The organism is Rhodococcus sp. NJ-530 (genome assembly GCF_003860625.1).
GTDB classification, from domain to species: domain Bacteria; phylum Actinomycetota; class Actinomycetes; order Mycobacteriales; family Mycobacteriaceae; genus Rhodococcus_F; species Rhodococcus_F qingshengii.
In genome coordinates this window covers 5,349,857-5,369,019 of the sequence record NZ_CP034152.1, presented here as the reverse complement: position 1 = coordinate 5,369,019, position 19,163 = coordinate 5,349,857, and the positions used below count along the sequence as shown (strand labels likewise).

Here is a 19,163-nt window from a genome sequence, read left to right as displayed (position 1 = left end):
CTCGAGTCATGTTCGGCACTGCCGGTACAAACAGATAAGTCCTTCAGAGGTTGGGTAGTCAACGGAGGTAGTTGAAAGTAGACACAGCGCCGGAATGCGAAGATGGTGGCACTGTTTTGTAGGCAATTTGCATAGTTGAACGACGAGTGGAGCGGACGTGAATCTCGACGCAGTGGATCTGGCTCTGTTGGACGCGATGAACAAGCACCCGAGAGCCGGTGCGTTGGAGCTTTCGCGTCAGGTCAAGGTTGCGCGGGCGACAGTGCAGGCGAGATTGAAAAGGATGGAAGATGCGGGCGTCATCGCCGGATACGCGCCGCACGTCAATTTGGCTGCAGCGGGTTTCGGAGTACAAGCATTCGTGACTTTGCAGATCGCCCAGGGGGCGCTCGACACCGTCACCGCGGAACTCGAGGCAATCCCCGGTGTGCTCGAAGCCTTTGCCACCACCGGCTCCGGCGACGTGCTGTGCCGGATTGCCGCTGCGTCGCACGAGGATTTGCAAGCGACGCTGCTCGAACTGAATCGGTCGGGGATAGCCACCCGGTCGACCAGCGTCATGGTTCTCTCGGTTGTGGTGCCGCTCCGGTCGATGCCCCTACTGCAGACTCTGCAGTCGAAGCAGACGACAAAAGCTCCCGCGTATAGACACGACGATCAGTCTCGCTGACGACCCGGAGCCCAGAATCCCAGAACGATCGCGGATACCCACATGATCGCGGCGAGCATGAGTGCTCCTTGATCCATGCCTTTGATGAAGGCTTCACGGGCGAATTCGGCCAACTGGGCACCCTGCGGCCCGGCTGCTTCGGCGACGTGGAGAGCTGCGGCCAGAGAACCGGATACCGGCTCCTTGGCCGGTTCGGGTAGCAAGTCGACCGCGGGCTGGACGTGATTTCCGTAGCCGGCGGCGAGGATACTTCCCGCCAGTGCAACGCCGATGGCGGAGCCGATCTCACGGGTTGCGTCGTTGACTGCTGAGGCAACCCCCTGTTTGGAGTCCGGTGCGTTGGAGACGATGGCAGCAGTGGCGGGGGTTGTCGACAAACCCAATCCAATGGCGGCCACTACCAAGGGAACACAGACTTCGGCATAGGTCGAACTGGCATCCAAGCGCGTCAGGAGTGCAATTCCGGTTCCGAGGAAGGCGACTCCGGTTGCGGTGAGGGCGCGTAGACCGATACGCGGAATCAGCAGGGGCGCAACCACGGACAGGGCCATTACCGGCACGGCGATCGGCATAAGGGCTAGCGCAGATTGCAGAGGGGAGTAGTCGAGCACCAGTTGCAGATACTGCACGATCAGAAAGAACAGGCCGAAGGTCGCCAGAAATTGCAGGGTCAGCGACGCCGCGCCGCTGCCGAATGCACGATTGGCAAACAGTCTGACGTCCAGAAGTGGGTGGCGAGTGCGTAATTCGACCCAGCTGAAGATTGCTGTCATGGCGATTCCGCCGATCAGCAATGCGAGAACCACCGGATCGAGCCAGCCACGGGCGGGCGCCTCGATCATCCCGAGGACGAACAGGCCAATCGAGCCGGCGATCAGCGCTGTACCAGGTAGATCGAGTGGAGTTGCCTCCGTGTCCTTCGACGTCACGATCGTGAACGACACCACGAGGATGAGAACTGAGACGACGGCCAGGCTGACGAAAATCGAATGCCAGGACCATTTTTCGAGGAGTAGCCCGGAGACGACGAGTCCGGCGATTGCACCGGACCCTGCGACGCCGGACCAGACTCCGACGGCGCGGGCACGCTGCGCCGGCGGGAAACCTGCAGTGAGTAGAGACAGCGTCGCCGGCATGACAAACGCGGCGCCGACGCCGGAGATCACGCGGGAGACGATGACCCACGACGGTTCGTCCGCGAAGACCGGAATCGACGAGCCGGCAGCAAAAACGAGTAGTCCGAACATGAGCAGTTCTCGTCGACCGTATCGATCGCCGAGTGCGCCCGCCGGCAACAAGAGACAAGCCAGCGTGAGCGTATACCCGTCCACGATCCACGTGAGCTGGCTCTGTGTTGCACCGGTATCGCGGGCCAAGTCGGGAAGGGCCGTGTTGAGCGCGGCCATCGCTGCGACGACCAGCGCGACGGCGCAGCACGCGACCGTCAGCATCCAGATCTGTCGGATGGTCCACGTGGACTGTTCGAGCGTCGTATCGCTACTCACGAAACCTCCCGATAGAAACAAGACCATCAGTATCGTTACAAGAACAGCAGTTCCACAACCCCCAAGTGGGTATAACTGAAGTTGTGACGGTGGGAATCGACAAGCAGGGAATCGAACAGCAGGGAAACGACGAGGACCCGCGCAAACAGCGTTCCAGGTCCAGGTTGCTCGACGCAGCGACCACGCTGCTGGCAGAAGGCGGCGTCGACGCCGTGACGATCGATGCCGTCACCAAGTTGGCCAACGTCGCGCGTGCGACGCTGTACCGCCATTTCGACAGCGGCACGGAGTTACTCGCCGCGGCATTTGCACGTCTACTGCCGCCGGTGCCGGAGATGTCCGGGGAAGGTGACCTCCGCGCGCAGTTGCTCGAGTTGTTGACCAGTCAGGCCAAGGCCATCGAAAGCGCACCGATCCAGGTGACGGCGATGTGCTGGCTCGGCTTGGGGCCGGAACTGAAGGGTTATTCGAGCGTCGATGCCCTGTCCGCGGACAAGCCCGAATTGCGATCGCTGCGCCAGACGGTCTTCGAGCAGTACCGACACGCGTTCGATCGGATCCTGCGCTCGCCGGACGCGATCGACGCGTTGGGGGAGTACGACTACGACGTCGCACTTGCTCAGTTGGTCGGACCGTTGGTGCTCACCAAGCTGGCCACGCTGACGCCTCTCGGGGAGGCTGCGTGTGAGCAGATCGTGGACGACTTTCTGGCTGCACGCGGAGTGTCGAGCTGAGAGCTCACGGCTCCAGATTGCGGCGTAGCACGTACTGCTCGAGCCTGTCGATGCCGCGCACTCGTCGCGGACGAAGGTGTCGCAGTTTGAAATTGGCGTCCGAGCCGAGCTGGGTGGCCAGCTCGGAGTCGATCAGCACAGTGCCGGGACGAGCAGAGCTGGTGAGACGCGCGGCCTTGTTGACCACCGAACCGTAGAGATCTCCGAAGCGAACCAACGTCGGCCCCATGGCCAGACCCACCCGAAGCTGCGGATCGTCGTGATCGGCGAGGACCGCCTGCTGGATCTGCAAAGCGATCTCGGCGGCGTGGTGGGGACTTTCAGCGGCAAACATGACCTCGTCACCGACGGTCTTGACCACCCAGCCGTAGTTGCGACCGATGATTTCGGTGGACGCGGACTCGAACCGCTCGAGCAGATCGTTGAGTTCGGCGGAGTCGAGGCCGCGGGTCAGCGAGGTGTACCCGACGATGTCGGCGAAACCCACGACCAGAACACGACTCGCTACTTCTTCGCCCGGGTTTCCGACGTTGCGTCCCGTCGAGGACGCGACGTGGCGCTTCCACACGTACGTCTGCAGAGATTCGACAGCGGGAATGATCTCGGCGCCGAGGCGCAGAACGATCTTCCGGATCGCTTCGGGCTCGTGATCTGCCGAGTCGGCGAGCTGGTCGATGATGTGTGTGCTGATCAGCGAGACCTGCCACTCAGCCAACCTCGACATCGACTGCCCCAGTGAACGGGCGGCAGCAACCTCACTGCTCTGCGAGATGACTCCTCGATTGACCATGTCGATGATCGTCTTGAGGGCGTTGGCGTCTTGCTGGGTGAACATGACGGCGTCGGGATCCTCGTCGACGGCAAAGCCCATCGCGACCCACAAACGATCGGCACGCTCGCGTGTCACACCGGCGAATTCCGCGATCTGCGATTGCGTGAAGCAGCGCGGTCCGCCGAGGAGGGACTCCTCGATGTCGGCTTGAATCCGGCTGAGCAGATGAGCATCGACGTCGACCGGATCAGCAGTGTGAGATTCGGCAGCGTGAGATTCAGCAGGGGCGGGTTCGGTGACCTCGTCGATCCACTCTGACTCCGAACTGCTCACCGTGCTCCTTCTTGCCGCAACGAATTTCTGTCCACCATCTTCCACGCGGTGCCCCGAGAACAGTACTGAATTGGCCGAACCGCCTACGGATCCTCGGGCTCAGGCGGGCGGTGAGAGTCAACACGTCGGTGGCTTGTGCAAGAGTTGCCCCGAGAAAAGCACTGTCGATACCGAAACGCACGAGATACTTCTGAAAGGACCTGCGCATGCCACCCCGTAGACGTTCCGGCGCTGCCGCATCAACGCCGGATCACCTCACTGCGGACAATCTGGCAGCGCTCGCCACGGCTGTCGCCGAAGGCAAGCGCGCCACCGTCTATCTGCGCGAGGCGACCCCCAGCTTGGGGATCGAAGCCGGTACCTCGGCGAAAGTCGTGTCGGTGGACGGCAACACCGTGATGATCCGCCCCAAAGGCGTCAACGACGAATTGCCTTTCGAGGCAGAGGAATTGCGCATAAACCGCGTCTCCGCGGCACCGGCCAAACCGGCGCCACGGCCCAAACCAGTTGTGGAGTCCGAGCCCCTGATGGAGCCACTCGTAGAGCCTGTTCGACCGAAGCCGCGTGCGCAGCCTGCACCCGCTCCGGTACCGACTGCCACTGCTGCCCCTGCCGCGACACCTCGTCCGGCCGTCAAGCGTGCGAAGAAACTGCCGGCCGGTATCAGCGTCACCATCCATGCCGGCGCGGACAACGACTGGAGCGTGACGGTCACACAGGGCGCCAAGCGTCCGGGCAAAGCAGTTCCGGTCGCACCCGATGCGGTCGAGCGAGCTGTCCGCGAGTTGGGTGAGCCCACCGCAATCGAGGCTGTCGAGTCCATCATCGTCGCTGCACGGGACATGGCTGCAGCGCGAGTCGACGAGTTGAGTCGTCAGCTCGAGGAGGCACGCAAGATGCTCGAAGCGCTCGGAGCTACCGACTAGAAACGCTGCGTAGGTCCGCACTTTCCGGGGTATGCGTTTTTTGCAGCGGGGAGATTACCGGCGGAGAGATTGTGATGTTGCAGCGAATTGTTTCGGCTCTGGCAGCGTTGGTCTTGGCACTCGGACTCGGGTTCATCGTCAGCAGCAACGCCGTTGCTGCACCCACGCCCATGGGTGGTGGTTCGGGCATCATCATCGACAATCAGCTGGTCTGTACGTTGACCACTATCGGTCACGACAACGGCGGCAGACTCGTGGGTATCACCGCAGGTCACTGCGGTGGTCCTGGATCGTTCGTGATCCCGGAAAGCAACGAGGACGCAGGCGTGGTCGGCACGTTCGTCGAGTCGAATCCGGACCTGGACTACGGGGTCATCCAGTTCGATCCGGGCAAGGTCACACCAGTTCGAACGGTGGGCGCGGCAACCATCACCTCGATCGGCGCTCCGGCCAGCTTCCCGGCTACAGCCTGCAAGGAAGGCCGTACGACGGGCACGACCTGCGGCGTCGTCTGGGGAGACCTGAGCGCCGACGCATCCACCTGGACTCAGATCTGCGTCGACCACGGTGATTCGGGAGCCCCGGTCACGGTCGGGACGACGCTGGTCGCGATGGTCAACGCCTACCTCTGGGTGCCGTGCCTGGGGCCGGAACTCGGCACCAACATGACCTCCATCGTGGACACGATCAATGCCCACGGAGGTGTCGGCGCCGGGTACCGGCCGATCTAGCGGCGGGCTGGGATCAGCCGCACACTGCTCCACCCGAGGCTGATCCCACGAGCTTGGAGTACTTGGCCAACACACCACGTGTGTAGCGAGGCGGCAACGGCTCCCAGCCCTTCTTGCGGGCTTCCAATTCGGAGTCGTCGACCAACAATTCGAGTTGTCCGGTACCCACGTCGAGCCGGATCTGATCGCCGTCGCGAACGAACGCGATGGGACCGCCGTCGACGGCCTCGGGCGCAACGTGTCCGACACACAGGCCGGTGGTGCCGCCCGAGAATCGTCCGTCCGTCAGCAACAGGACGTCCTTGCCGAGACCCGCGCCCTTGATCGCGCCCGTGATGGCCAGCATCTCGCGCATGCCGGGACCACCCTTCGGGCCTTCGTAGCGGATGACGACAACGTCACCGCCGGTGATGGTGCCGTCCTCGAGAGCATCCATCGCGGCGCGCTCGCGTTCGAAAACCCGTGCAGTGCCGACGAATACATCAGACTCGAATCCTGCCGACTTGACCACCGCGCCGCCGGGCGCGAGTGACCCCTTCAAGATCGTGATGCCTCCGGTCGGGTGAATGGGCTTGTTCATCGCCCGCAGGACCTTGCCGTCCGGATCGGGCGGGGTGATGTGCGCGAGATTCTCCGCCACGGTCTTACCGGTGACGGTCAGGCAATCTCCGTGCATGAGTCCCGCGTCGAGTAGTGCCTTCATGATCACGGGGACGCCGCCGATACGGTCGACGTCCGTCATGACGTGCTTTCCGAAAGGCTTGACGTCGGCGAGGTGCGGGACCTTCGCGCCGACGCGAGCGAAGTCGTCGAGCGTCAGCGGGACGTACGCTTCGTGCGCGATCGCGAGGAGATGGAGCACCGCATTGGTGGATCCGCCGAATGCCATGACTACTGCAATGGCGTTCTCGAACGCTTCCTTGGTGAGGATGTCCCTCGCGGTGATACCTCGACGCAGGAGTTCGACAACGGCTTTGCCGCTCTCGCGGGCGAAGCCGTCGCGGCGACGATCCGGTGCGGGCGGTGAAGCGCTGCCGGGCAGCGACATTCCCATGGCCTCGGCGGCGCTGGCCATCGTGTTTGCCGTGTACATGCCGCCGCACGCGCCTTCGCCCGGGCAGATCGCCCGTTCGATGGTGTCGACGTCGGCGCGGCTCATCAGCCCACGCGAGCAGGCGCCAACCGCCTCGAACGCGTCGATGACGGTGACTTCCCGCTCACTGCCGTCGGAAAGTTTGGCGACGCCGGGGAGGGTGGAGCCGGCGTAGAGGAACACGCTGGCGAGGTCGAGGCGGGCCGCCGCCATCATCATGCCGGGCAACGACTTGTCGCAGCCGGCGAGAAGGACCGATCCGTCGAGACGCTCGGCCTGCATGACGGTCTCGACGCTGTCCGCGATCACTTCACGGGAGACGAGGGAGAAGTGCATGCCCTCGTGCCCCATCGAAATGCCGTCGGAGACGGAGATAGTGCCGAATTCGAGAGGGAACCCGCCGGCTTCCCGTACGCCCTCCTTGACGGCCTTGGCCAGGCGATCGAGGGACAGGTTGCATGGCGTGATTTCGTTCCAGGACGAGGCGACGCCGATCTGCGACTTGACCCAGTCGTCGTCGCCCATTCCTACTGCACGCAACATGCCGCGCGCTGCGGTCTTTTCGAGTCCGTCGGTGACGTCACGACTTCTGGGCTTGATGTCGGGTTCGGTCATTTTCCAAGCATAGGCGTCAGCGGGGTGTGTTTCCGGCAGACGAGCGACTCGACTTGCCGACAAACGCCGTCCGTCGTGAATAGACTCGTCGCATCGCAGTTGGGGCTGAGTGTGCAGGTGATTGACGTACAGGGGGATTCACGTGGAGTCGGAACTGACTTCGGCTTTCGGATTTGCAGTTCTGGCCGCCTTCTTGACCGGTAGTGGTGTCTTCCTGGTCGTTCTGACGGTTCTGCACGAGATTGCCCGGTGGAAGGGCCGCTTCGTATCGGTGTGGGTGACTTTCTTTGCCGCTCTGCTGATACTGCCCATCCTGTTCGGCGCGTTGATCGCAGGCTATTCCGCGTTCTCCGAGGTCGACGGGTCCGAGGCTCTGCTTCCGCCGGCGTTCTGGATCCTGATCGCGGCCGGGGGTGCACTCGGCGGTTACATCGGAGTCAAGGTCGGTGTGGTTCGAGGCTCGGCCCTCGATTACCGGTTGTGATCGGGATCGACTCGATCAAACTTCCAGAGAAGCGCAGGCGAAGCCTGGGTGAACATCCCGAAGCTCTCTTGAACGCCCGTTCAGGTGCGGGTTCACTCCTAGCGTGCACACGAATGCCTTCGATCGAATATCCAGACGTGGCCTGCTGCAGGGATCGGCGGCCCTTGCCGGCGCAGTAGGTCTCGGTGTCGCTTCGGCGAGCCACGCCGGTGCCGAGGTTCCGGGTGGCAGCCCGGGCTTCGCGCACGGCGTGGCATCCGGTGACCCGTTGCCGGATGCGGTGATCATCTGGACCCGCATCACCCCGACGGCAGACGCGACGCCCGGTTCCGGCGTCGGGCCGGCGGTGACTCTCAACTGGCAGGTCGCGACCGATGAGGGGTTCGCGAGCGTCGTTGCGTCCGGAAGTGTTGCTGCTTCGGCGGATTCCGATCACACCGCGAAGGTCGACGTCACCGGACTCGATTCGTCGACGACGTACTGGTACCGATTCACTGCGGGTTCGGCTGTTTCTCCGGTGGGCCGCACCCGCACGGCTCCGTCGAACTCGGCAGATCTCGATCGTCTCCGCTTCGGCGTGGTGTCCTGCTCCAATTGGGAGGCGGGGTATTTCGGTGCCTATCGTCACCTGGCATTCCGCGAAGACCTCGACGCGATCATCCACCTCGGTGACTACATCTACGAGTACGGGCAGGGGGAGTACGGCGCGAGAAACGGATCCGTTCGCCTTCACGAGCCGGCCCACGAGATCATTTCGCTGGCCGACTACCGAATTCGGCACGCGCAGTACAAGACAGACCCGGATCTGGCAGCTCTGCACCTGAAGCTCCCGTTCATCACCACGTGGGACGATCACGAATCGGCCGACAACGCGTACCGGGACGGCGCCGAAAACCACACTCCCGGTGTCGAAGGTGACTGGGCAGATCGAAAGGCCAACTCGGCCAAGGCATATTTCGAGTGGATGCCCGTCCGCCCGTCGGGTAGTGGTTCGAGCGTTCAGCTGTATCGTCGGTTCCGCTTCGGGAATCTGGCCGAGATCTCGATGCTCGATCTGCGTACTTACCGCGACGAGCAACCGACCATGAAGCAGGTCGACGATCCGTCGCGCACCATTACCGGACGCGCACAGATGGATTGGTTGACCAACGGAATCGTCACCTCCCCGACGCAGTGGAAGGTCGTCGGCAATCCGGTCATGATCACGCCCTGCGTGTTCCCGCCGCTGGAACCGGCGACCACCGCGGCGTTGACCGAACTGGTGGGTGTGCCGCAGGCCGGTGTCCCGTACAACACGGATCAGTGGGACGGGTACACCGCCGACCGCACCAGGCTTTTCGACGCGATCACCTCGAACGGTGTGGACAACACCGTCTTCATCACCGGTGACATCCACACGTCGTGGGCCTGCGACCTACCGACCAACGCCGCCAACTATCCGGGTGGGCCGACCGTCGGCGCCGAGTTCGTCGTCCCGTCGGTGACGTCGCCCAATATCGACGACATGCTGAAAGTGCCACCGCGCACGGTAACCGTTGCGGCAGAAGAAGCATTCAAGGCCGTGAACCGACACGTGCGGTACGTCGAACTGGATTCGCACGGCTACGGCGTATTCGAAATCGCCCGCGAAGGTACTCAGATGGACTGGTACTACGTCGACGATCTCACCAATCCGCAGAGCAATGCGCACTACGCCGTGAGCTACCGTCTTCCGGCAGGCGCGGGCAGTAGAGTCTCACCCACCTCGGCCGCCCTCGATCAGGCCTCGTACCGACCAGGAGTCGACCAGTGAGTATCGAAGTTTCGCGTCGTAGCGTTCTGATCGGTGGAAGTGTTGTCGCCGGAACGGCATTGCTCGGAACGCCCGCTCGCGCGAGTGTTCCCACCAGCGCCGGAATCCCAGACCTGGACGTGCATGTCATAGTCGTAGACGGCATGCGGCCGGACGAGCTGCGATCGGAGCTCACCCCGACGCTGACCGGGCTTGCGGCCGGCGGTATCCACTACCCGGACGCCAGTGCCATCACGATCGCAGAGACGCTGCCGAACCACACGGCGATGATGACGGGAGTGCTGCCGGCGCGTTCGGGTGTACCCGCCAACTCCGTCTACGATCCGGCCATCGACAAGAAGCGTGACCTCGATCGGCCTTCCGACCTGCAGGCATCGACGGTTCTGGATCGGGTGCGCACCGAACTCGGATTGACCACTGCGAGTGTGCTGTCGAAGCGCTACCTGCACGGGTTGTTCGGTGACCGCGCCTCACTGGTGTGGGATCCGCAGCCGCTCGTTCCCGGTACCGAGCATGCGCCGGACAACTTCACGATCGACGCCTTGATCCGTATCGTCGGCGGGAACTCGCCGCGGCTCTCGTTCACCAACCTCGGTGACGTCGATCGGGTCGGGCACCTGGATCTGTCCGGTCCGTCCGTCCGGATCGCTCGCACGGCTGCACTTCAGAACACCGACAACCAGGTTCGCCGCTTCGTCGACTTCCTTCATGACACGGGGCGCTGGAATCGGAGCATTCTGATCGTGTTGGCCGACCACTCGATGGACTGGTCGGAGCCCGCGCGGCTCATCGGCTTGGATCGACCGCTGAACGCGGACCCGTTGCTGGCAGGCAAGATTCGAATCGCCCAGAACGGTGGCGCAGACCTGATCTACTTCGTCGGACCCGATGGCGAACGGGCGGAAGCCGTCAGCCGGATTCAGCAGATCGTGGATGGTGTGGACGGCGTCGAATCCAGCCACCTCCCCGCCGAATTCGATCTCGGCACCAATGCCGGTGACGTCGTTGCGTTTTGCGCTCAGGGCTGGCGGTTCAGTGATCCGACTCCACTGTCCAACCCGATTCCCGGCAACCACGGTCATTTCGTGACACTGCCCATCCCGTTCTTCCTCAGCGGCGGGCATCCCGCTCTCGACGGTGGACGGAAGATCGACACGCAGGCTCGCACGATCGACGTCGCACCGACGGTTGCGGCTCTGCTCGGCCTCGGTGCACCTGCCGGCGGCTGGGACGGCGTCGCTCGCACGACGGGTGTGTCGCTGAACGTCTAACGAGGATCGCGACCGGTCAGGGCAATCAGCTTGTCCTGCAACGACGCATCGTCAGGAAGATCGACGGGAGCGGAAAACAGACCGCTCTCGGCGAGCATGTCGCGCTGCCCGTCGAGGTCGGACCAGACGGCCTCGACGAGGTCTGGATCGAGTCGCTCGTCTGCTCCGACCGCTCGCGCAAGGTCCCAGGTGTGGATGGTGACGTCCGAGGTCTGCTGGCGCAGATAGGGTTCCACCTTCACCGTGCCGTACGAGAGGTGAACGTGGGCACTGAGGTCCGTCGATTTCCACGCCTTGATGGCGGCATCGGAGTACTTCTGCCATTCGGTCCACAGGTCGTCCCCGACGGGAACGATGTCCGGTGTCGCCTCGCCGACCGTCAGTCCGGCCAGGAGCGGCGGTACCCACTGCTGCTCCTCGATGACGTGGCGGACGAGGTGTTCGACGTGCCAGTCGGAGTCGGGCGTGGGTGCGTTCCAGTCCTCGACCGCAGCGAGTCGTGAACCGAATTCGCGGTGGGCGGTGAGTACGAGTTCGAGCCAATCGAATGCCATCACTCGAGGGTAACCCGATCAGCGTGACGTTAATCGGTGCGTGAGGCTTCGATTCGGTGAAGACTGTCGGGGTTGTCGCTCAGTCGAATCGAGGAGTTTTCATGACCGTCCCCACCGTCACTCTGGCCGAAGGTCTCACTGTCAGCGCCCAGGGATACGGCGCGATGTCCGTCGCCCCGGTCTACGGCCCGGTGGATCCGGCCGAGGCGCTCGCCACGCTGCACCATGCGGTGGACATCGGGATCACGTTCATCGACACCGCCAACGTGTACGGCGAGGGCTCGAGCGAGCGTGCGGTGGGAGAGCTTCTCAAAGACCGCCGGGACGAAGTGCAGTTGGCGACCAAGTTCGGTCTGGTCGGCAACATCGCCAACGGTCAGCGCGGGATCAACGGAGACCCGGCTTACGTGCCGCGGGCACTCGACGAGTCTCTGGGACGACTCGGCGTCGATCATGTCGACCTCTACTACTTGCACCGGGTCGACCCGAACGTGCCGATCGAAGACACCGTCGGCGCGATCGCGGAGCAGGTGAAGGCGGGCAAGGTCCGCAACATCGGCCTGTCCGAGGCGACCGGCGATGAACTGCGTCGTGCGTACGGGGTGCATCCGATCGCGGCGATCCAGTCGGAATGGAGCATCTGGAGTCGGGACGTCGAGAACAAGGTAGTACCCACCGCCGCGGAACTCGGAGTCGGATTCGTGCCCTTCTCACCTGTGGGCCGAGGCTTCCTGGCGGGATCGTTCGATGCGGAGACGCTCGGTGACAACGACCTGCGCCGACGCTTCCCACGCTTCTCGGACTCCGCGCTCCCTGCTAATCAGAAGGTTCTCGACGTGGTCCGCGCCGTCGGTGAGGAGCTCGGCGCGACGCCTGCACAGGTTTCCCTGGCATGGCTCGATGCCAAGGGCCGTCAGCACGGGTTGCCTTCCGTTTCGATTCCCGGCACTCGGTTCGCTGCACGAGTCACGGAAAACGCCGGAGCGTTGGACATCGTTCTGAGCGAAGACCAGATCGCTCGCCTCGACTCCCTCGCCGCGATTACCGAAGGCTTCCGTTCGGCTGATTTGAATTGGGTCTCTCAGGGCCGCGAATAATCATGTCCTGAGCCTTGCGAAAGACAGGAGTAACATACAGACCCGATGAAAAAAGTGTGGTTGGTCTGGGGTGTCGGTGTTTTTGCCTACGTGATCGCCGTGCTTCACCGCACTTCGTTCGGTGTCTCGGGTCTGTCTGCTGCTGATCGGTTCTCGATCTCGCCCAGCGTTCTGTCGAGCTTCGTCGTGCTGCAGATCGTTGTGTACGCCGGCATGCAGATTCCGGCGGGAGTCCTCCTCGACCGCTACGGTTCGCGGATCATGATCGCAGTCGGTGCGTTCATCATGATGTCCGCGCAGTTGGCTCTCGCCTTCACCGAATCGCTGCCCGTCGCGATCGGTGCACGTATTGCCGTCGGTGCCGGGGATGCACTCACCTTCATCTCGGTGTTGCGGTTGGTACCGCAGTGGTTCCCGCCCCGGCAGGTGCCGTTGGTCTCGCAGTTCACGGGCATCCTCGGTCAGCTGGGCCAGGTGATGTCTGCGCTTCCGTTCATGTTGCTGTTGTCCGGACCGGGCTGGACTTTTGCCTACGGCAGCGCTGCCGCTGTCGGACTGTTGGCGTTTGCGCTGGCGTTGAGTGTCATCCGCGACGCGCCTCCCGGTGCCGACCTGGTCGCCGTGCCGGCGGGCGCCAAGGAGATCGGGCGACAGATCAAGACGGTGTGGATGCGGCCCGGCACCCGACTCGGGTTCTTCAGCCACATGGGGACTCAGTTCTCGATCACGACGTTCGCGCTGCTGTGGGGTGTGCCGTACCTGAAATCGGCTCAAGGCCTCGACTCCACGACGGTCGGCTCGCTGCTGACGCTGTCAGTCATCTCGGCAATCGTGGCCGGCCCGATCCTCGGTATTCTCACCGGTCGCTATCCCATGCGTCGATCGTGGTTGGTTCTCACCATCATGGTGGCCAGCGCGCTCATGTGGACGATCGTGCTTTCACGAAGCGAACCGTCTCCGCTCTGGTTGTTGACGATCCTGGTGGTCGTCATCTCGGTGGGTGGGCCGGGTTCGGTGATCGGCTTCGACTACGCGCGCACATCCAATCCGAGTTCGGCGATGGGCACCGCGCAGGGCATGGTCAACATCGGGGGATTCCTCGCTTCCCTCATCGTGATTCAAGTGATGGGCGTCATCCTCGGACACATGGGCGGGTACACGTTCGACGGATTCCGTGTCGCCTGGATGGTGCAATATCCAGTTTGGATTCTCGGTATCGTCGGTGTGCTCGTCACCCGAGGCAAAGCCCGGCGAGCCCTCGCGGCAGAAGGCGTACACGTACGGCCGATTCGCGAAGTCATTCGTCGCAACAAATAACTCGATCGCATCGGGTAATTCATCCCCTGCGGGTGAGGTTCCCAAGCGTCCGAGCCACCAGGCTTGATGGATGAACGACGCAATGAACATCGGACCGGTCGAGCTCGTGGTGCTGGCATTCCCAGGTTCAACTGTGGATCCTGAAGCTGTCGCCGCGCTGCAGAACGTGGTGGAACGAGGTTTTGTCACTCTGCTCGACCTCGTGTACATCGCCAAGGACGCGGACGGACAGGTGTCGCAGATCGATGTCGACGAAGATCTCACCGACATCGGACTGGCGATTCTGTCCATCGAAGCCAAGGCATTGATCAGTGACGAGGACCTGGACGTGGTCCGTGAGTCACTCGAACCAGGAACGTCCGCCGCAGTCATCGTCTACGAGCAGACGTGGGCGCGTGAGCTCGCGTCGACGGTTCGCGGTGGCGGCGGCGACGTAGTCCTTCACGTTCAGATACCGCGCGAGGTAGTCGTCGCAGCGGTCGAAGCAGCATTTCAGTAGCGACAATTACCCAAGGAGTTCGGCATGGTTTTTCGAGGTGGACGCAGAGGGCGGCCGGGGTTGCTCGGCACGGTGGCGCGCACGGCGGTAGTGGCTGGAACCGCAAAGGCGACGTCCAACGCCATGGATCGACGGAGTCAACGAAAGGCCAGCGAGCAGCAGCAGGAATATCAGCAGGAGTACCAGCAGCAACAGCCGCCGCCGCAGCAGCAGGTCGCCCCCGTGCAGTCCGTTCCCCCTTCAGGCGCGGACGATCTGGTCTCCAAGCTGCAGGAGTTGGGACAGCTTCATCAGTCCGGCGTGTTGACCGATGCCGAGTTCGCGGCGGCAAAGGCGCAGTTGCTGAGCTAGCCCTGCTGTTCTCTTCAATTGCGGCAATGCGCATTGCCGCAATTCGGCGTGAAAGGCTGACTTATGATCGACCCACGTGCGGCATCGGCCGCAATCGAAGCCGCGAACGCCCGAGTCGCCGAGACTCTACCGTTCTCCGACGACGCCGACTTCACCGAGGCGAAGCGGGGTTTCGTCGCCGCACTCGATCCGGGGCTGGTTTCCGATTCGGACGGAAAAGTCCTGTGGAACAACGATTCCTACGCGTTCCTTGACGAGGACTGCCCGCCAACGGTCAATCCGAGCTTGTGGCGTCAGTCGAAGTTGGTCGCCAAGCAGGGACTCTTTGCGGTGACGGATTCGATCTATCAGATTCGCGGACTTGATCTGTCGAACATGACGTTGATCGAGGGAGATACCGGAATCATCGTCATCGATCCACTGATCTCCCGGGAAACCGCTGCCGCTGGTCTCGCGTTGTACCGGGAACACCGTGGTGATCGACCGGTTGTCGCGGTGATCTACACGCATTCGCACATCGACCACTTCGGCGGGGTCAAAGGAGTGACCACCGACGACGACGTCGCCGCCGGGCGATGCGTGATCGTCGCACCCACCGGGCTCGTGGAGCACGCGGTCGAGGAAAACGTCTATGCGGGAACGGCAATGGCTCGACGCGCGGCCTACATGTACGGAGCGGCCTTACCCCGAGGTCCCGAGGTAGCGTCGGAGCCGGGTTGGGGCAGACCACCTCAACCGGCACACCGACGCTCATTTCGCCGACGGTGTCGATCTCGAAGACAGGTCACACGGAGACGATCGACGGCGTTCGGATCGAATTCCAGATGACGCCCGGAACCGAGGCCCCGTCCGAGATGAACTTCTACTTCCCGGATTTGCGCGCACTGTGTATGGCGGAGAACGCAACTCATACTCTCCACAACCTGCTCACGCTTCGCGGTGCCCTGGTACGAGATCCTCACGTCTGGTCTGCGTACCTGACGGAATCGATCAATCGTTACGCCTCACGATCCGACGTTCTGTTTGCGTCCCACCACTGGCCGACGTGGGGGACCGAACGGCTCACCGAGTTCCTGTCATTGCAGCGCGACCTCTACGGGTACCTTCACGATCAGACACTTCGTCGAATCAATCAGGGGTGGACCGGTCTCGAGATCGCCGAATCGATCGAGCTGCCAACTGCATTGGCGCAAGCGTGGCACACGCACGGGTACTACGGTTCCGTCAGTCACAACGTCAAAGCCATCTACCAGCGATACATGGGTTGGTTCGACGGTAACCCTGCGCATCTGTGGGAGCATCCACCCGTCGAATCGGCCAAGCGTCACGTGGAGTTCATGGGCGGATCAGCAGAAGTGTTACGGAAAGCTCGGGAATCATACGAGCGCGGCGACTTTCGCTGGGTTGCGCAGGTGGTGAACTACGTGGTCTTCGCTGAACCGGACAACGTCGAGGCCAAGAATCTGCAGGCCGATACCTTCGAGCAACTCGGGTACGGCGCCGAGAACGGCACCTGGCGGAACTTCTACCTCACCGGTGCATACGAACTGCGCAACGGCTCAGTGGGGACGCCCACGGTTGCCGCGGCGCCCGACATCACCGCAGCGCTGTCGGTAAGTCAAGTCTTCGATGCAGTATCGCTGCGCGTGGATGGAGTGCGCGCAGCGGGCTCGCACATCGTCGTCGATTGGAACATCACTGACGAAAACATCGTTCACCGAACGGAACTCAGCAACGGAGTTCTGATCCATTTCGACGTGGAAGGTGAGTCTGCAGATGCTGGGTCTGTGGATGCGATGTTCAGTTTGAGTCGGCGCGACTTACTCGGTGTGCTGCTCGGTGGTGTGGACTTGGGTGCCGAGATTGCGAATGGAACCATCTCGGTTTCCGGCGACCCGGCGAAGCTCGCAGAACTTGCCGGATACCTCGACGAGCCGGATCCGAACTTTGCGATAGTCACTCCGACCTAGCGCTGTATCAGTCGTGAACGAGCCTGTACTTCAACAGGTCTCGAGTCGCGCACCTTTTTGAAGTTGTCCGTTTTGTCTCTGGTTCTCGAAAGTATGTTCGATTAAACTTTCGGCATGGATAGTCGGGGAGCGTGGCAGCTGGATGGTGAGGACCTCAAGAGTGAGGTTCTGGATCTGGTGCGTGTCCGGCACGAGTTGCAGTCGCGGTTGGTGTTGTTGATCGTGGAGATGTTTTCCCGTGAGGTTCTCGGTGGGAAGGGTTTTCGGGCGATCGCGCTGTGGTTGCATGGTTCGACGAATTTGGAGATCGGTGAGTGCAGTCTGCTGGTCGGGTTGGCGCGGTTGTTGATGCTCGAACCTGTTGTGGCGGATGCGTTTCATCGTGGTGACGTGGATGCGTTGAAAGCCCGTCAGGTGGCGTCGTTTTGTCAGCATCCACCCAAGAACATGACGCCGGCGGATGTGGACAAGGCCCGCGGGATCCTGCTTGGCCTGGCGTCGCAGAACATCGCTGATTGTGATGCGGTGCGGGCGGCGATCCGGCGGATCGAGAAGCAGTACGGAAAACGCGAGGACGGCGTTCCGGTGGGTGAGGATTCGGAGCGTAACGAGTTCTACGCGTCGAAGGGCTTGTACGGGCGCGTGTCGGTGAAGGGTGATCTGGATGCGGTGAACGGGGCACGGTTGATCACGTTGTTGTCGAGTCTGTCGGCTCCGACGCCGGAGAAGGACGGTGTCAAAGACACCCGCACTCCGGCACTGCGGCGGGCGGACGGGTTCTGCGAATTGTTGCGCCGGTACGAGCGGGCGGGGTTGGGTCCGATCGAAGGCGGCGTGAAACCGCACGTCACGGTCACGGCCAGCGCGAAAGACCTGACGGATATGCAGGCGCTCAAGGATTTGTTGCCGTCGACCGAAGAACTGGGTTTCGCGTGGACGGATTGGGTGGGTCCGATCAGCATCGATACTGCGCGGATGTTGGCGTGCGACTGCACCGTGACGCGGATTTTGTTGGATGAGAATGGTGTTCCGCTCGACTGTGGCAAAGAAGCAAGGACCGCGACGGTACCCCAGCGGCGGGCGTTGGCGGTTCGTGATGGTGGGTGTGCGTTTCCAGGGTGCGGGACGCCGTCGGGGTGGTGCGATGCCCATCATATTGTTCACTGGGGTGATAGTGGCCCAACGGATCTCGATAATCTGGTCTTGTTGTGTGGTCATCATCATCGGACACTGCACCACACGGAGTGGCGGGTCGAGATCGGCCCCGACCGAAAAACAGTGTTCTATCCACCGATGTCGATTGATTCGTTCCAGCGGCGCATCGGCGGGAACAGTCCGCCCACCGCGGCGTGAATCGCGACAACTGAAGACGTGAGCACCGGGGCACAACCATGCCCCGGTGCTTGCTCAATCCAGTACTTACTCAAGACAACGTGATGTCGGCAATCAGGCCGTGGTGATCGGATCCCTCGATCTCGATCCGTTCCAAGGATGTCGCCACGGCGCCTTTCGTGATGATGTGGTCGATACCGACCACCGCCGGATACCGCTTGTCGGTCGGATAGGTCGGGATCAGGCCGGAACCCAATTGGTCGGCGGCGCTGGTGTATCCGTTCGTGAGAAGATTCCGGAACTGTTTGTTCGAGTACGACGCGTTGAAGTCGCCGCTCACTATCACGTTGTCCCGTCCGGCGACTTTGTCCATGTAAGACCCAAGCCTTCGCTGCTCGTCCGCCCACACCGAAGGCGGTGAGATGTACGCCGGTGCCGGATGCACGGCGAACAATGTGACTGGCTGCGCCAAGCCGACATTCAGTTCTGCGGACAGCGTTTCGGGTGAGAATCCGTCGAGGCTACGCGGATTGGAGAGTGGAAAGCGACTGTAGATTCCTGCCCCGCCACCACCGTCGGTGTACGGGACGAGGAATTGGTGGCTCAGAACCTCGTCAAGCCCGGCGGCTTTGAGCGCGTCGGCTTCCTGGTACGTCAACTCCTGGACCGTCACCACGTCGACCTCGCGTTCGCGGACCATCGCCACAAGCGACTCCGGATCCGCTGCACCGACCATCAAGTTGGCCTGCATGATTCGAATCGATGGACCGTTCGCAGACGTCGACTCCCCAGTTCCGCCGATGTACAGCGGGCTCACAGACCATCCGAACAACCCAAGGACGAGGATCGAGGCGGCGCACACGATCCACTGACGCCCGATACCCGAGACGACGGCACCGATCAGCGGAGCAATCATCAACAAGGGCGCCACTGACGCCAGAACGATCACGATGTTGTGATCGACGTCCAACTGAGTTGCGATCAAGGCAACCAAACCAGTCACGATGCCGGCCACACCGGCCACGGCCGAAAGGCGGCGAAGAACCAGTCGACGAGGGGTCACGGCATCGGGTTGCATGACGTCCATGGAAGCAGAAGAGCGTCATAGCTCCGGGAA

Annotated in this window: 17 protein-coding genes and 1 pseudogene; 13 read left to right on the top strand and 5 right to left on the bottom strand. The window is 62.4% G+C overall.

Annotated elements, in window-relative coordinates; translation table 11 throughout:
• The first annotated feature begins 157 nt into the window (after positions 1–157).
• On the top strand, positions 158–670 hold the full coding sequence (locus tag EHW12_RS24975; RefSeq protein WP_054831433.1) for an Lrp/AsnC family transcriptional regulator: 513 nt from the start codon (positions 158–160) through the stop codon (positions 668–670).
• Here the strand turns inward: EHW12_RS24975 and EHW12_RS24970 are convergent.
• Complete coding sequence (locus EHW12_RS24970) at positions 658–2,202, bottom strand: MFS transporter (RefSeq protein WP_125051983.1); 1,545 nt, start codon at positions 2,200–2,202, stop codon at positions 658–660. The two genes, EHW12_RS24975 and EHW12_RS24970, sit on opposite strands and share 13 nt — an antisense overlap.
• Positions 2,203–2,258: 56 nt before the next feature.
• Between EHW12_RS24970 and EHW12_RS24965 the strand changes: the two genes are divergently transcribed.
• Complete coding sequence (locus EHW12_RS24965) at positions 2,259–2,909, top strand: TetR/AcrR family transcriptional regulator (RefSeq protein WP_058226560.1); 651 nt, start codon at positions 2,259–2,261, stop codon at positions 2,907–2,909.
• 4 nt (positions 2,910–2,913) lie between these two features.
• Here EHW12_RS24965 and EHW12_RS24960 read toward each other — a convergent pair whose 3' ends face one another.
• A complete protein-coding gene (locus EHW12_RS24960) occupies positions 2,914–4,059 on the bottom strand; it encodes an adenylate/guanylate cyclase domain-containing protein (protein ID WP_081377516.1) in 1,146 nt (381 codons plus the stop codon).
• Between the two features lie 161 nt (positions 4,060–4,220).
• Here EHW12_RS24960 and EHW12_RS24955 point away from each other — a divergent pair, with 161 nt between their 5' ends.
• Both EHW12_RS24955 and EHW12_RS24950 read left to right on the top strand, forming a co-directional pair.
• Positions 4,221–4,940, top strand: a complete 720-nt coding sequence (locus tag EHW12_RS24955) for a DUF6319 family protein (RefSeq protein ID WP_030537011.1) — start codon at positions 4,221–4,223, stop codon at positions 4,938–4,940.
• 74 nt (positions 4,941–5,014) lie between these two features.
• Positions 5,015–5,671: a S1 family peptidase gene (locus EHW12_RS24950; protein WP_007732621.1), complete on the top strand. Its 657-nt coding sequence runs from the start codon at positions 5,015–5,017 to the stop codon at positions 5,669–5,671.
• Between the two features lie 13 nt (positions 5,672–5,684).
• On the opposite strand, the gene ilvD is transcribed toward EHW12_RS24950, so the two are convergent.
• On the bottom strand, positions 5,685–7,379 hold the full coding sequence (gene ilvD, locus EHW12_RS24945) for a dihydroxy-acid dehydratase (RefSeq protein WP_003940201.1): 1,695 nt from the start codon (positions 7,377–7,379) through the stop codon (positions 5,685–5,687).
• Positions 7,380–7,521: 142 nt separating this feature from the next.
• Between ilvD and EHW12_RS24940 the strand changes: the two genes are divergently transcribed.
• The 3 genes from EHW12_RS24940 (at position 7,522) to EHW12_RS24930 (ending at position 10,926) form a co-directional block, all read left to right on the top strand.
• Complete coding sequence (locus EHW12_RS24940) at positions 7,522–7,863, top strand: hypothetical protein (RefSeq protein WP_003940142.1); 342 nt, start codon at positions 7,522–7,524, stop codon at positions 7,861–7,863.
• 103 nt (positions 7,864–7,966) lie between these two features.
• Entirely contained in the window at positions 7,967–9,655 is a 1,689-nt protein-coding gene (locus EHW12_RS24935) for an alkaline phosphatase D family protein (RefSeq protein WP_003939836.1), read from the top strand.
• Positions 9,652–10,926, top strand: a complete 1,275-nt coding sequence (locus EHW12_RS24930; RefSeq protein WP_054187442.1) for an alkaline phosphatase family protein — start codon at positions 9,652–9,654, stop codon at positions 10,924–10,926. The genes EHW12_RS24935 and EHW12_RS24930 overlap by 4 nt, the downstream gene beginning before the upstream one ends.
• On the opposite strand, the gene EHW12_RS24925 is transcribed toward EHW12_RS24930, so the two are convergent.
• Positions 10,923–11,480, bottom strand: a complete 558-nt coding sequence (locus EHW12_RS24925; RefSeq protein WP_020970773.1) for a TIGR03086 family metal-binding protein — start codon at positions 11,478–11,480, stop codon at positions 10,923–10,925. The two genes, EHW12_RS24930 and EHW12_RS24925, sit on opposite strands and share 4 nt — an antisense overlap.
• A gap of 101 nt (positions 11,481–11,581) precedes the next feature.
• Here EHW12_RS24925 and EHW12_RS24920 point away from each other — a divergent pair, with 101 nt between their 5' ends.
• From EHW12_RS24920 to EHW12_RS24895, 6 genes and pseudogenes are all read left to right on the top strand, one after another.
• A complete protein-coding gene (locus tag EHW12_RS24920) occupies positions 11,582–12,577 on the top strand; it encodes an aldo/keto reductase (protein ID WP_050656831.1) in 996 nt (331 codons plus the stop codon).
• A gap of 45 nt (positions 12,578–12,622) precedes the next feature.
• Positions 12,623–13,894 carry an MFS transporter gene (locus EHW12_RS24915; protein WP_003940393.1) on the top strand — a complete coding sequence of 424 codons (1,272 nt, stop codon included), beginning with the start codon at positions 12,623–12,625 and terminating at the stop codon, positions 13,892–13,894.
• Positions 13,895–13,964: 70 nt separating this feature from the next.
• Positions 13,965–14,393 (top strand): DUF6325 family protein, encoded by a 429-nt coding sequence (locus EHW12_RS24910; protein ID WP_007732604.1) that lies wholly within the window; start codon positions 13,965–13,967, stop codon positions 14,391–14,393.
• A 24-nt stretch (positions 14,394–14,417) separates the two neighbouring features.
• A complete protein-coding gene (locus EHW12_RS24905; protein ID WP_003939954.1) occupies positions 14,418–14,744 on the top strand; it encodes an SHOCT domain-containing protein in 327 nt (108 codons plus the stop codon).
• A gap of 63 nt (positions 14,745–14,807) precedes the next feature.
• A pseudogene (locus EHW12_RS24900) lies at positions 14,808–16,714 on the top strand (alkyl sulfatase dimerization domain-containing protein).
• Positions 16,715–16,828: 114 nt separating this feature from the next.
• Positions 16,829–18,067: an HNH endonuclease signature motif containing protein gene (locus EHW12_RS24895; RefSeq protein WP_118606643.1), complete on the top strand. Its 1,239-nt coding sequence runs from the start codon at positions 16,829–16,831 to the stop codon at positions 18,065–18,067.
• 70 nt (positions 18,068–18,137) lie between these two features.
• Here EHW12_RS24895 and EHW12_RS24890 read toward each other — a convergent pair whose 3' ends face one another.
• On the bottom strand, positions 18,138–19,133 hold the full coding sequence (locus EHW12_RS24890; RefSeq protein WP_050656987.1) for an endonuclease/exonuclease/phosphatase family protein: 996 nt from the start codon (positions 19,131–19,133) through the stop codon (positions 18,138–18,140).
• Positions 19,134–19,163: the final 30 nt, after the last annotated feature.

Bases quoted from the DNA above. Each gene is read 5' to 3' on its own strand.
- EHW12_RS24970 (WP_125051983.1), bottom strand. From the start codon at position 2,202: ATGGTCTTGTTTCTATCGGGAGGTTTCGTGAGTAGCGATACGACGCTC.
- EHW12_RS24955 (WP_030537011.1), top strand. From the start codon at position 4,221: ATGCCACCCCGTAGACGTTCCGGCGCTGCCGCATCAACGCCGGATCAC.
- EHW12_RS24950 (WP_007732621.1), top strand. From the start codon at position 5,015: ATGTTGCAGCGAATTGTTTCGGCTCTGGCAGCGTTGGTCTTGGCACTC.
- ilvD (WP_003940201.1), bottom strand. From the start codon at position 7,379: ATGACCGAACCCGACATCAAGCCCAGAAGTCGTGACGTCACCGACGGA.
- EHW12_RS24925 (WP_020970773.1), bottom strand. From the start codon at position 11,480: ATGGCATTCGATTGGCTCGAACTCGTACTCACCGCCCACCGCGAATTC.
- EHW12_RS24920 (WP_050656831.1), top strand. From the start codon at position 11,582: ATGACCGTCCCCACCGTCACTCTGGCCGAAGGTCTCACTGTCAGCGCC.
- EHW12_RS24915 (WP_003940393.1), top strand. From the start codon at position 12,623: ATGAAAAAAGTGTGGTTGGTCTGGGGTGTCGGTGTTTTTGCCTACGTG.
- EHW12_RS24910 (WP_007732604.1), top strand. From the start codon at position 13,965: ATGAACGACGCAATGAACATCGGACCGGTCGAGCTCGTGGTGCTGGCA.
- EHW12_RS24905 (WP_003939954.1), top strand. From the start codon at position 14,418: ATGGTTTTTCGAGGTGGACGCAGAGGGCGGCCGGGGTTGCTCGGCACG.
- EHW12_RS24895 (WP_118606643.1), top strand. From the start codon at position 16,829: ATGGATAGTCGGGGAGCGTGGCAGCTGGATGGTGAGGACCTCAAGAGT.
- EHW12_RS24890 (WP_050656987.1), bottom strand. From the start codon at position 19,133: ATGGACGTCATGCAACCCGATGCCGTGACCCCTCGTCGACTGGTTCTT.